The 13,731-nt window shown below is 42.5% G+C and carries 12 protein-coding genes and 1 tRNA gene; 7 read left to right on the plus strand and 6 right to left on the minus strand.

Annotation, left to right across the window (positions count from 1 at the left end; translation table 11 throughout):
• The first annotated feature begins 102 nt into the window (after window positions 1–102).
• From tnpA to ACESMA_RS12260, 7 genes are all read left to right on the plus strand, one after another.
• Window positions 103–555 carry an IS200/IS605 family transposase gene (gene tnpA / locus ACESMA_RS12230; RefSeq protein ID WP_372949112.1) on the plus strand — a complete coding sequence of 151 codons (453 nt, stop codon included), beginning with the start codon at window positions 103–105 and terminating at the stop codon, window positions 553–555.
• 262 nt (window positions 556–817) lie between these two features.
• The gene (locus ACESMA_RS12235; RefSeq protein WP_372949113.1) at window positions 818–2,116 is read left to right on the plus strand and encodes a hypothetical protein; all 1,299 of its coding nucleotides are present in this window, start codon (window positions 818–820) and stop codon (window positions 2,114–2,116) included.
• Between the two features lie 28 nt (window positions 2,117–2,144).
• On the plus strand, window positions 2,145–3,437 hold the full coding sequence (locus ACESMA_RS12240) for a right-handed parallel beta-helix repeat-containing protein (protein ID WP_372949114.1): 1,293 nt from the start codon (window positions 2,145–2,147) through the stop codon (window positions 3,435–3,437).
• Window positions 3,438–3,554: 117 nt separating this feature from the next.
• Entirely contained in the window at window positions 3,555–5,135 is a 1,581-nt protein-coding gene (locus tag ACESMA_RS12245) for a sulfatase (protein ID WP_372949115.1), read from the plus strand.
• 76 nt (window positions 5,136–5,211) lie between these two features.
• Window positions 5,212–6,588: a sulfatase gene (locus tag ACESMA_RS12250; protein ID WP_372949116.1), complete on the plus strand. Its 1,377-nt coding sequence runs from the start codon at window positions 5,212–5,214 to the stop codon at window positions 6,586–6,588.
• Window positions 6,589–6,601: 13 nt separating this feature from the next.
• Window positions 6,602–8,053: a sulfatase gene (locus ACESMA_RS12255; protein ID WP_372949117.1), complete on the plus strand. Its 1,452-nt coding sequence runs from the start codon at window positions 6,602–6,604 to the stop codon at window positions 8,051–8,053.
• Window positions 8,054–8,058: 5 nt separating this feature from the next.
• A complete protein-coding gene (locus ACESMA_RS12260; protein ID WP_372949118.1) occupies window positions 8,059–9,825 on the plus strand; it encodes an arylsulfatase in 1,767 nt (588 codons plus the stop codon).
• A gap of 145 nt (window positions 9,826–9,970) precedes the next feature.
• Here ACESMA_RS12260 and ACESMA_RS12265 read toward each other — a convergent pair whose 3' ends face one another.
• The 6 genes from ACESMA_RS12265 to ACESMA_RS12290 form a co-directional block, all read right to left on the minus strand.
• Window positions 9,971–10,441 (minus strand): ExbD/TolR family protein, encoded by a 471-nt coding sequence (locus tag ACESMA_RS12265; protein ID WP_372949119.1) that lies wholly within the window; start codon window positions 10,439–10,441, stop codon window positions 9,971–9,973.
• 1 nt (window position 10,442) lies between these two features.
• On the minus strand, window positions 10,443–11,018 hold the full coding sequence (locus ACESMA_RS12270; RefSeq protein ID WP_372949120.1) for a biopolymer transporter ExbD: 576 nt from the start codon (window positions 11,016–11,018) through the stop codon (window positions 10,443–10,445).
• Window positions 11,019–11,051: 33 nt separating this feature from the next.
• Window positions 11,052–11,510, minus strand: a complete 459-nt coding sequence (locus ACESMA_RS12275) for a hypothetical protein (RefSeq protein WP_372949121.1) — start codon at window positions 11,508–11,510, stop codon at window positions 11,052–11,054.
• A 7-nt stretch (window positions 11,511–11,517) separates the two neighbouring features.
• Complete coding sequence (locus ACESMA_RS12280; protein WP_372949122.1) at window positions 11,518–12,312, minus strand: MotA/TolQ/ExbB proton channel family protein; 795 nt, start codon at window positions 12,310–12,312, stop codon at window positions 11,518–11,520.
• A 203-nt stretch (window positions 12,313–12,515) separates the two neighbouring features.
• Window positions 12,516–12,603: transfer RNA gene (locus ACESMA_RS12285), tRNA-Ser, on the minus strand.
• 64 nt (window positions 12,604–12,667) lie between these two features.
• A complete protein-coding gene (locus ACESMA_RS12290) occupies window positions 12,668–13,711 on the minus strand; it encodes an asparaginase (RefSeq protein WP_372949123.1) in 1,044 nt (347 codons plus the stop codon).
• Window positions 13,712–13,731: the final 20 nt, after the last annotated feature.

Consider the following 13,731-nt stretch of genomic DNA (forward strand, 5'->3'; position numbering starts at 1 on the left):
GAAGCATTATTGCCGTTGGATTTATCCAACGGACTGTTTAATAACAAAATGAGACGGCTTTAGCCACATTTAACAATACAACTTTATCTTAAAACGCATCCTATGAGTTGGGTCAGAATTTGGATACACCTGGTATTTTCAACAAAAAACAAATCTCCCTTTTTAACAACAAAAGAATTAAGAAATGAAATTTTTAGTCACATTCGTGAAAACGCCAGAGAGAAAGGCATTTGGCTTGATAGTGTAAACGGCCACAAAGAACACATACATTGCCTTATTTCTCTTGGAAGGGAACAAACTATCAGTAAAATCTCACAACTAATCAAGGGTGAGTCTTCTTATTGGATAAACAAAAATAAATCAACACCTCAAAAATTCGCATGGCAAGATGATTTCTGGGCTGTTAGTGTAAGTGAAAGTCATGTACAAACAGTTAGAAAATACATTGAAAACCAAGAACAACATCATAGAAAAAAATCTTTTACGGAAGAAGTTGAAGAATTTATGAAAAAATATGGTTGGTCATATATTTCAGGGAAATTGGATGAAAGCTAAGAATTTTCATTTTGCCGTTGGATTTATTCATCGGACCGAATAACAACAAGGCAAAACAGGTTTTAGCATATTCCGAACAATGCGGCTAAAGCCAATCTTCATTGCATTTTTTTTAACCGTTGGCTAAAGCACAACGGCAATATTTAATCAACTAAAAAAGAATCTACTTTTTAATGAGTTTCTGAATTGTATCCTTTGAAAAAGTCCATGAGCAATATAAAGAAAAAACTATCTTTGATTGATTCAACAAAAAAAATCAGCGATGACAAATAATTTCAAAACTATTCCCAAGAAGATTTTCCTAAAACTGTTTCAAAACCATTCACTTGTATTTAAAACTATTTCTGTTTTTCTGCTTACCATACTTTTCGCCTGCAGCACAAATTCAGATGAAACGGGAATCGCCGTCGCATTTCCCAAACCTTCGGAGCCGGTTCAGATTACCGAAAACGGAAAAGAGCACCTGCTCGCAAGCTATTACGGCATCAACTCGTGGAGTGCAAACCAACGGTATATTGCTGTTTTGCAAACCGATGTAAAACACCGCCTTCCGGATGAAAACGATCCAGCAACACTCGGTCTGGTTGATTTGGAAACAAACGAATTCATTCCGCTTACCCAAACACGGGCATGGAACTTTCAGCAGGGTTGTATGGCCCACTGGCTGGGCACTTCGCCTGATTCACTCATCATTTATAACGATTTTCGCGAAGGCCGGTTTGTTTCGGTAATTTTGAATGTGCACACCAAAAAAGAAATTAAAACAATCCCCTACCCTGTTAGCGCCGTTTCACCAAACGGAAAGGAAGCAGTAAGCATAAACTTTGCGCGGTTGCGAATCACACGCACCGATTACGGCTACGGCGGAGAAGGTCAGGATGCAAAAGCCGGTGCTCAGTTTCCTGAAGATGACGGTATTTTTCTTGTTAACCTGGAAACCGGCGAAGCAAAATTGATTGTTTCCATTGCACAGGTAAAAAATCTTGTTCCTGAAATCCCGGAAGAGGGAATCGAATACTTCAATCACACCTTGTTCAGCCGGGGCGGAAGTAAAATTTTCTGGCTGGCACGGGCCATTCCACACCGAAATACCACTTCACTGACCGTAAACCGCGACGGGACTAATTTGCAACGATGCTTTCCGGATGGATGGGAAGGCTCGCATTTCGACTGGTTGAATGACAATGAACTGATGGTTACAGCAAACTACGATGCCAAGCAATATGCGCATGTGCTTTTTACCGTTGGAAAACAGGATTACAAACGCCTCGGAAACGGATTGCTCGACTACGACGGCCACGGAACTTTTTCTCCTGACGAAAAATGGATGATTACCGACACCTATCCAAGCCGCGGATTGCGCGAACAAAAAATCTACCTGATGGACATGGAAACCGAAGCGGTACTTCCTTTGGGCCGGTTTGCCCAGCCCGAGGAATTCACCGGCCACTGGCGCTGCGACATTCACTGCCGTTGGAGCCCAAACGGCGACATGATTGGTTTTAACTCCACCCACACCAGATGCCGGCAGGTTTACATTATAAGATTTGACAACGAATAATTCATTCGAAAAACAAATACCATTAATTATGAAAAATCTGATATTCATTTTCCTCCTTTTAGCAGGCACTCATTTTTTATCTGCCCAACCAACTGAAAAAAAAGTAGATGCACTCGTTTCTCCCAAATTGGCAGAAAAAGAATTAACAGTTGGCGGACGTGATGCCGATGTTTGCGGTTTCAATAACCAGTCTGTTCAATATGCCATTGACGCTGTTTCCAAAACCGGCGGAACGGTGAAACTCAATCCAGGGCTTTTCGAAATTACCGCTCCAGTGAGAATGAAATCGAATGTGAAATTGATTGGTTCGGGAAGGGAAACCATTCTGAAACGCGGCAAAGGAATACAAACACGATTTGTGGTGGATGCCGATTACGCAGAACTGAAACTCACTGTGGAAAATTCCGACGGTTTCGAACCGGGTATGAAAATTCAGGTAACTGATCAGAACAACAGTTCCTGCTGGAATGTTTCCACGGCATACATCACCGATATTCAGGATGATACTATTTACATTGACAGCTACCTCATTCGCGATTACCGCTCCGACCGCGACGGACTGGTTTCCAATGCTTCGTCAGTCATTGAAGTAATTGAAGCCGAAAATGTGCTCATTTCCAACCTCACTGCCGACGGCAACCGGGCCGAAAACTTTTTTGCCGACGGCTGCAACAGCGCGGGAATTCTTATCCTGAAATCGAAAAAAGTAATCGTGGATAATGTGCATGTGAAAGATTTTAATGGCGAAGGAATCAGTTGGCAGATTACTGAAAATGTAACCATCCGCAACAGCGAGATTTCGGGAAGTGGAAACACCGGGATGCACCCGGGAACGGGTTCGCCCTTCACCATAATCGAAAATAACAACGTGCACCACAACGATAACGACGGGCTTTTTATCTGCTGGCGGGTTTACCAAAGTACAGTTACCAACAACCAATTTCACCACAACGGACGGTTTGGCATTTGCACCGGACATAAGGATTCTGATGTCATTTTTACCGGAAACCACATTTTCGAAAATGAAAGTGACGGCGTTCATCTGCGCGGAGAGCGGGAATCGAATGCACCGCACCGCAACACTTTTGTGAAAAACGTTATTGAAAACAATGGCACAAAAAACGGAGGTTACGGATTTTCTATCAACTCACCTGCCCGCGATTTAATACTGAAAGAGAATATATTCAGAAGTTCAGGTGAAAAAACGCAAAAAGCAGCCATTTACATCCAATCCAATGGCCTTGCACCCGAACTTATTAATAATCAAATAGAAGGCCACCCTGAAGGAGATGTAGTTGAAGAAAAAACAGGTGACAATTAATTCGTTCAAACAAAATATTCTCCATTCTTTTTCTGCCAGCTTTCTATAGCTCTTTCATTTTTTGTAAACTTGTACAGCAATTAACGTAGTTATTCAATCTTCAAAATAATAAATATTATGAACCGATTTTTTTCCAATTCAATTGCCTTGTTAACTGTCGGTGCCGGCATTTTTGGTTGTGCGCCTCAAAAACAAGAAGCTCAAAAGCCGAACATCCTTTTCATTATGAGCGACGACCACGCCTACCAGGCCGTCAGCGCTTATGGTCACGGGTTAAACGAAACGCCTCAAATTGACCGGCTGGCCAAAGAGGGGGCCATTTTTACACGAGCCACGGTTACCAATTCTATTTGTGCACCCAGCCGGGCGGTTTTGCTTACCGGCAAACACAGTTTTTTAAACGGAAAAGTGGATAACGTGCAGCCCTTTAACTGGGATCAGGACAACTTCCCGAAACTGATGCAGGCCAATGGTTATCAAACCGCCATGATTGGAAAAATACACCTCGACGGCATTCCGCAGGGATTCGATTTTTCTATGGTACTGCCTGGACAGGGGCAATACTACAATCCTGATTTTTTAATTGATGGCGAAAGGGTTAGAAAAGAAGGATATTGCACCGAGATTATCACGGAAACTACACTGGACTGGCTGAAAAACAAACGTGACCCTAACAAACCTTTTTGTGTGCTTTATCATCAGAAGGCGCCTCATAGAAACTGGCTGCCGGCACCAAAATATGTGAACCTTTACGACGACAAGACCTTTGATCCGCCTTCAAATTATTTCGACGATTATGAAGGACGCGGAACAGCAGCCAAAGAGCAGGAGATGCAAATTGACGGGCATGCCATGTGGGGCCACGACTTTAAGCTGATTGTTGACCCCAATGGCGATACCACCAATTTCTACAACGACATAAAAAGAATGAACGAGGAACAACGCGCAAACTGGATGGCTGCCTATGAGAGCGAAAATCAGGAGCTTTTAAATAATATGCCCGAAGGGAAGGAACTTGCGCTATGGAAATTCAACCGGTATATTAAAGATTACTTACGCACCATCAAATCAGTTGATGACGGTGTGGGAGAAGTACTCGATTACCTCGAAGAAGCCGGGTTAGCAGAAAATACCATTGTGGTATATACTTCCGACCAGGGGTTTTATTTGGGTGAACACGGCTGGTTCGACAAACGTTTCATGTACGAGGAATCATTCAGAACACCCCTCTTAATGCGCTTTCCGAAAGAAATAAAACCAGGAACAGTAATCGCTGATTTGGTGCAAAACCTCGATTTTGCACCCACTTTTCTCGATTATGCCGGAATTGATGTGCCGGAAGAAATGCAGGGAGAATCATTTCGAAAACTGGTGGCAGGTGAAACCGGTGAGTGGCGCGACGCAGTTTACTACACATACTATGAATATCCGTCGGTGCACATGGTGAAACGCCACTACGGAGTAGCTACCGATCGCTACAAACTGATGCATTTTTATTACGACATCGACGAATGGGAAATGTACGATTTGGAAACCGATCCCATGGAAATGCAAAATATCTACGACGATCCGGCGTATGCTGATGTTCGTGAAATGCTGCACAAAAGACTGGGAGAATTACGTGAATACTATGGCGACAGTGATGAGTTGAATGATAAGTTCCTGAAAGCCTACCTGGATCACCAGGCAAACAGGTAATCCATTTTTTCAGATTAAACCTTGAAGGTTTTGAAAACCTTCAAGGTTTAAATAATTAAAAAATAAAAAAATTACCATGACTGCATTCAAAACCAAACTTCTAATAAGTGGATTAAGTTTATTAACGATTGCATCCTGTTCCAGCCAAAAAGCAGAAGAAAAACCCGAACAACCAAATTTCATCGTTTTTATAGCAGACGATGCCGCCTGGAACGATTGCGGTCCCTATGGAAATCATAACATTAAAACACCGAATATCAACAAACTGGCAGAAGAAGGGGTGGTTTTCAACAATGCATTTTTAACCACAAGTTCATGCAGCCCAAGCAGATGCAGTATCTTAACAGGCAGATACCCCCACAGTACAGGAGCGCCCGAACTGCACATGCCGTTGCCTGCCAACCAGCTTTTATTTGCCGGCGAATTACAAAAGGCAGGTTATTTCACCGCCGTGGCCGGTAAATACCACATCGGTCCAAAACGCGCGGAGTTCGATTCCATTTACGGCGGTTCGCCCAGCGGTTGTGAACACTGGGTAGAAGCGCTGCAAAACAGGCCCAAAGACAAACCTTTCTTTTTATGGCTGGCGGCACTCGATCCGCACCGCAATTATTTCCCCAACGCCATTCCAGAACCGCACCATCCGGAAGATGTAATCGTTCCGCCCTATTTGCCCGACAATGATTCCACACGAAAAGATTTGGCGCTTTATTACGACGAAATCTCCCGGATGGACAGCTACATCGGTGAAGTAATGGCCGAGCTTAAAAACCAGGGAGTGGACGAAAACACGCTGGTCATTTACATGAGCGATAATGGACGACCTTTTCCTCGGGCCAAAACACGTATGTACGACAGCGGGATTAAAACGCCGTTTATTGTACGCTGGCCGGACAAACTGAAAAAAGGAACATCCGATGCACTGGTTAGCTCCATCGACATTGCTCCAACATTTTGCGAACTGGCCCGAGCAGATATCTCAGAAACTTTCCAGGGGTTTTCTTTTGTTCCTGTTTTAGAAGACAATGATGCCAAAACCAGGGATTACATCGCCGCTGAACACAACTGGCATGATTTTCAGGCACACGAAAGGGCTATCAGAAACCACAAGTATCTTTACATACGAAATGCATTTCCCGAATTGAATGCCTCGCCACCTGCCGATGCAGTGCGCAGCATCACTTACCAGGAAATGATTAAAATGCACAAAGACAGTGAGTTGAACGAAAACCAGTTGGATTGTTTTATAGCGCCACGTAAGGCGGAAGAATTGTTTGATTTGGTAAACGATCCGTTCCAACATAGCAACCTGGCCGGAAATCCGGAATATGCGAATGCTCTGGATGAAATGCGTAAGTTACTCGATAACTGGATTGTTGAGTTTGACGACAAAGTCCCTGAAAATCCATCACCCGACACTTTTGACCGATGGACCGGAGAAAAATTGAATTAACAATTAAAATAAAATGAAATCATTCAAAACCAAATCGATTGCACTTGCCGGACTGCTTTCTTTTGGGCTGGCAGGCCAGCAATCTGCAACAGCAGCAGATATCAAAAATGAAAATGCTACCAAACCCAACTTTATCGTAATTTTTGCAGATGACCTCGGTTACGGCGATTTGGGCATTTTCGGACATCCTACCATAAAAACACCCAACCTGGACAAAATGGCAGTGGAAGGACAAAAATGGACCAGTTTTTATGTGGCAGCGCCGGTTTGCACACCAAGCCGTGCCGGATTACTCACAGGACGGTTACCCATTCGTTCGGGCATGTGCAGTGATAAACGGCGGGTGCTGTTCCCCGATTCCAATGGTGGGCTGCCGCAAAGCGAAATTACCATTGCCCGGGCGTTGAAAGGAAACGGTTACCAGACTGCCGCCATTGGAAAATGGCACCTGGGGCATAAATCGCCGCACCTTCCAACCGACCACGGATTCGACAGTTATTTCGGAATTCCTTACTCCAACGATATGGATAAGGTTGAAAAAACCGACCATTTCACACTGGCTGAAAATGAACGTTATCAGGCTTACAATGTGCCGCTGATGCGCAACAAGGAAATCATTGAACGACCGGCAGACCAGCGGACAATTACTAAACGATACACCGAAGAAGCAGTTGCCAAAATTAAGAACCTGAAAGACGAACCGTTCTTTATCTACATGGCTCACTCATTGCCACATATTCCGTTATTTCGTTCCGAAGAATTCAAAGATGTTTCACTGGCAGGCTTTTACGGAGATGTGATTGAAGAAATCGACTGGTCAGTGGGTCAAATTCTGAAAACATTAAAAGAGGAAGGGATTGATGAAAATACGCTGGTGGTTTTTACCTCCGACAACGGTCCGTGGCACACATTTAAAACACATGGCGGATCAGCCGGATTGCTTCGTGGTGCAAAAGGCGGAACGTTTGAGGGTGGCATGCGCGAACCCACCGTTTTCCGTTGGCCGGGAAAATTAAAACCGGGCGTGGTAATGGACATGGCCACAACCATGGATTTGCTTCCCACTTTCTGTAAATTATCGGGCACTGAACTTCCTAAAGATCGTGTTTACGATGGCTATGATGTTTCTCCACTGTTGTTTGGAAATGGAAAAAGTGAACGCGATGTGATTTTCTATTACCGGGGTCAAAAAGTATATGCCATTCGCAAAGGCGATTACAAAGCTCATTTTATCACGCAAAATGAATACGGAAGTCAAACAGCCCACCCGATTACCAATCCGCCAACAGAAATTTTAAATACGCCAACGGCTCATGAAACGCCATTACTTTATAATGTGAATATCGATCCTTCAGAAAAATTCAACATTGCCGAAGAACATCCGGAGGTAATTGCTGAAATCAGAAAAGTTTTGGAGAAACATCTGGCTGGTATTGAACCGGTAGAGAATCAGTTGGAAAAATAGTTTTGATGATTATGACAAGATTATTCTTTTTATTGGCTTGTATAGTAACCATCACCAGCAGTTGCAACCAATCTGAAAAAGCGGCGAATCCCAACATCATCCTTATTCTCACCGATGACCAGGGATGGGGCGATTTAAGCATTTCGGGAAACACCAACATCGAAACGCCCAACATCGATCGTCTTGCAGAAACAGGCATCACTTTCGACCGGTTTTATGTGAGCCCGGTTTGTTCTCCTACGCGTGCAGAAATGCTTACAGGAAGATACCATCCGCGTGGCGGGGTTTACTCCACTTCTGCCGGAGGCGAGCGGTTGGATTTGGATGAATCCACAATAGCCGAATATTTCAGTAGTGCAGGATACGCTACCGCAGCTTACGGAAAATGGCATAACGGAATGCAGCCACCTTATCACCCCAATTCCCGAGGACTCGATGATTTTTACGGATTTTGCTCCGGCCACTGGGGAAATTATTTCAGTCCGATGCTGGAGCACAACGGAGAAATAGTAAAAGGAAACGGATTTTTGGTGGACGATTTGACCGACCGGGGAATAGATTTTATTGAAGGAAACAAAAACCGTCCGTTCTTCCTTTATCTGCCTTATAATACCCCGCACAGCCCAATGCAGGTGCCCGAAAGGTGGTGGAACAAGTTTGAAAACAAGGATCTGGAAATGCTTCACCGCGAACCGGAAAAGGAAGATATTGCATTTACCCGTGCGGCTTTGGCCATGTGCGAAAACATCGACTGGAACGTGGGCAGAATTATGGAAAAAGTGGAGGAGCTGGAACTGGCTGAAAATACCATCATTATTTACCTTTCAGATAACGGTCCCAATGGCTGGCGCTGGAATGGCGGCATGAAAGGCAGAAAAGGCTCAACTGACGAAGGGGGCGTTCGGGTACCCATGTTTATGAAATGGAAAGGCGTTTTACAGCCCGGAAAAAAAATAAACGAAATTGCGGGTGCCATCGACTTATTACCTACCCTGGCCGATTTGGCCGGAATTGATTTTCAACCTGAAAAACCATTAGATGGCGTTAGCCTGAAACCTTTGCTAACCGAAACAAATCCAACCTGGAATGAGCGGTTAATTTACAGTTTCTGGGCCGGAAGGACAAGTGTTCGCAATCAGCAATTCAGGCTCGACAACGAAGGTAAACTCTTTGATATGGAAAGCGACTCCGGACAACACGAGGATGTTTCTGAAAAATTTCCCGAAATTACAACCCAACTTTTGCAAGCTAAAAAAAATTGGGAAGCTGAGGTTTTAAGCGAATTGCCTGAAACCGATGAGCGCACTTTTACCATCGGACACCCGGAATTCAAGTTTACCCACATTCCTGCCCGCGATGGAATTGCCCACGGCAATATTCAGCGTTCGAACCGGTTTCCAAACGATTCCTTTTTCACCAACTGGGAAAGTACTTCCGACAGCATTACCTGGGAGGCCGAAGTACTTTCGGATGGTGATTTCGAGGTGGAAATTTATTATACCTGTCCGCCTGAAGATGTGGGCGCTTTATTTGAATTGAACTTTGCAGACGAAAAACTTACAGGACAAATTTCTGAAGCCCACAATCCAACGTTGCAGGGGATGGAAAACGACCGTGTGGAGCGGATGGAATCGTATGTAAAAGATTTCAAACCATTAAAATTAGGTACAATTCACCTAAAAAAAGGTAAAGGAATTTTAACACTGAAAGCAACCGAAATTCCTGGTAAGCAGGTTATGGATTTTCGGTTAATGGTTTTAAAAAGAATTTGAACTCACCGAAGGAATTAATTTACAACCTGCATTTCAATAAATTAATTCTTCTGAATTGAGGAAAGAAAGAATTAAAGTAAGACATTACCGAAATTAAAAAGGGAGGCAAATGGCCTCCCTTTTCATATAATTTTGAATACTTTTTTTATCTTTCTACCTTCTGTCTCGAGGAATAGTTAATATGCAAGGCAGCAGATTTGCGTAATTCCTGTTTAATATCGCTAACAATACCCATTTTGGTATTTTCATCCACTTTCAGAGAAGTAATCATATGAGGTCTTTCTTCCTCAGCACGAGATTCTCTTTCAGCAATTATGTAATCCTGAATATCAGCCACATTCGCAAACTGATCGTTTAACTGGATTCGTGGAGCCACCCCAAAAGTTCTTTGATATTGGGGTTTCGGTTCTCCTACATAAATGTAACTCACGAGTGACTTCTTTTCCAGCTTGCTTAATTCTGTAGCAGTGGGTAAGGTAATATCTACCATATAGGTAACTTCTCGCATGGTTGTACTAACCATGAAGAAGAACAGCAACATAAAAACGATATCAGGTAATGAAGCTGTTGATACGGGTGGAAGTTCTTTTTCTCCTTTTTTTCTGAATTTACTCATATTAATTTCCTCCTACCTTTTTGGGTTCAGCTTCAGAGATTCTTGACGGATAAACTTCACGTACAGCATTTTGTTGATCCATATCCAATTCGTTATAAGGTTTTCCAAATTGCTGTCGCGCCAATTCATCCCTCAGCTCATTAATGGCAGCAACCAGTTCGTTTTGAACAGCGATATAGGTACCATATTGGGTATCCAGGTCATTTCTCAAAGAAATTACTCCCTTAGTAATCATCATTTCACCAAAATAAGGAACCTGTTTGGGCTCTTTCTCGGGCAAGGTTTCATCATTGTATGGGTTTGCCATAAATTCCTTAGCCCTTTCACGAAGGTTTTCAATATTGGCATATTCTCCTTCTACTAAAAGGTCGTTATTCCGGTTAACCAGCACAACAAAAACATTTCGTTCCTTGATTTGCTGATCTTCATCAACTTGTTCCGGTGGAACCCATTGCGGAAGCCTTCTTTCCAAACCGCTGTCAACGTCCATCGTGGTTGTTACCAGGAAAAAGATAAGCAGCATAAATGCAATGTCAGCTAAAGATGCTGCCGGTACTTCAGGTGTTTTTCTAGACATAATTATTTTCCTGTTTTATTACCACAATTTTAACTACTTAAATAACCGGGTTACTGAAGAGAACAAAATAGACAGAATGGCGAGTGCCAGCAGAATGTATGTGGCATACAATCCGGTATCAACCATTTTGGCCACTTGTGTTGTCAGTGTACCGTCATTAATAAATTTCTGCACACCTGCAAACTGCGGAATTGTATCCGAAGCAAGCAGGTATGAAGCCACTGCTACTACCGCCAAAAAAACAAGGGAAATTAGCCCTTTTTTGGCTGCATTCAGATCGGTTGCCATGTGGAACAAACCAGCCAGAACTGCGATTCCAGCACCTATTCCAAGCAACACATAGGACCATACCAGGTTGGAATTAATCCAACTTCCCATTGTTGGGTCGGCCTCATTTTCACTAATGTTTACCATCATTGAAACAATAAGAACCGCTGAAACAATGAGCAGGCCCCACAATGTTATGGTTACAATTTTTCCTACTTTTTCCATGAATTTCTTATTTTTTCAACTGATGTTTTACCAATAAATCTAATAATGAAATAGATGCGTCTTCCATATTATTGATGATACTATCTATTTTGGCAACACAATAGTTGTAAAAAAACTGCAGAATAATGGCCACCATCAAACCACCAACTGTTGTAATCAATGCCACTTTAATACCACCGGCTACCAGTGAGGGAGAAATATCACCTGCAACTTCGATGGCGTCGAAAGCGCCAATCATACCAATTACTGTTCCCAAGAACCCGAGCATAGGTGCAAGAGCAATAAACAGGGCAATCCAGCTTAATCCTTTTTCGAGCAAACCTGCCTGAACACCGCCATACGAAATAATTGACTTCTCAACAACTTCAATTCCGTGGTCGAAACGGTCAAGTCCCTGGTAAAAAATACTGGCAACCGGACCGCGAGTTTTACGGCAAACATCTTTGGCAGCTTCAACACCACCACTTTCGAGAGCCTGTTCAACATTGGCAAGCAATTTTTTGGTATTACTTGTTGCAAGATTCAGGTAAAGAACCCTTTCAATTGCAAATGCCAAACCAAGTATTAATGCAATTAACACAAATGACATAAACATGGGGCCACCTTCAATAAATTTTTGTTTCAACTGGCTGTGAAGAGATTGTCCTGCTTCAGCAGCAGCTGCCGCTTCTTCAACGGGGTCGGCTGTTAAATCAACCTGTTCCTGGGCTGGTGCAGCTGCTTCTTCCTGTGCAACTACAGCATTTGAAGCCATAAAAAACAGCATTCCTGATAATGCCATTAACGCGAATAGTTTTTTCATAATTAATTTGAATTTTTAATTAATAATCTCCTTGAATTTTTGATTTATTTGAATTTTTGTAAATTTCATTATTTTATACAACAAATAACACGTTTTCCCTCGAAATAATCAAATATTATAACTTAAAAAATTAGTTGTTCAAATATTTTTAAGAACTTTTTTTCAATATAACTAAGCGAAATAACTCATTTTCTCTTCTTCAGCGGAGAGAGGGGGATTCGAACCCCCGGTACCGTTTTGCGGTACACACGCTTTCCAGGCGTGCCAGTTAAGCCACTCCTGCATCTCTCCAGGTTTTCCGGCATGCCAGAATTAAAGTGCCGCAAAATAATAAAAAATTGCGAAAATAATGCGGCTATTCGCTTATTTCCCCGCGCAGATTTTTATTCAGATAGAATTTTACCTGCTCTGGTGGAAGCTCCTGGCCCAGCAAAAACATTAGTTTGGTAATAGCTGCTTCGGTTGTTAAATCTTTACCGGAAACTACACCAGCTTTAAGCAGTTCAAGACTTGTTTCGTATTGTCCCATGGAAACGCGACCTCCCTGGCATTGAGTAACGTTTAAAATAACAATGTTGTTTTTAATGGCCTTTTTCACACAATTTATCAGCCAGCGGGTTGTTGGTACATTGCCAGCTCCAAAAGTTTCCAGCACTATACCTTTTAATCCGGAAAGACATAAAATTGAATTAAATACCTTTTGGTTTATGCCCGGAAACATTTTAAGAATGACAACATGATCATCGAAATTTGTATTGACTTTTAAAATACCCTTGTTTTCAGGGTAATGAATAAATTCTTTGCGATACCTGATATCTACTCCTGCCACAGCAAGTTCAGGGTAATTAACCGAATGAAATGCACTGAACTGATCTGCATCGCGTTTTACTGTGCGGTTTCCACGGTACAATTTAAAATCGAAATAAACACATACTTCAGGCACCAAACTTTTCCCATTTTCTTTGGCGGCAGCAATTTCCACAGAGGTAATCAGGTTTTCTTTACCATCGGTACGCAGGGTTCCAATGGGAAGTTGTGACCCGGTAAGAATTATTGGCTTATCAAGATTTTCAAACATGTAACTCAGTGCCGATGCGGTATAAGCCATGGTGTCGGTGCCATGCAATACCACAAAACCATCGAACTGATTGTAATTTTTTTCGATGGTTCTGGCAATTTTAACCCATATAGCCGGCGTAACATTGGATGAATCAAGAGCCGGAGTAAAAGTTATGGTTTTTATATTATAATTGAATTTATTTAGCTCAGGAACCTCTTCTTTAATTTGATCAAATTTAACAGGCGCCAATGTTCCGGAAGTCGGCCGTTGAACCATACCAATGGTTCCACCGGTATAAATAATTAAAATGGAGGCCTTTTCTTGGTTTGTTTTAATCATAGGTTTTGATAAGAAAATGG

Origin of the sequence: Mariniphaga sp. (assembly GCF_041687215.1) — a bacterium.
GTDB lineage: Bacteria > Bacteroidota > Bacteroidia > Bacteroidales > Prolixibacteraceae > Mariniphaga.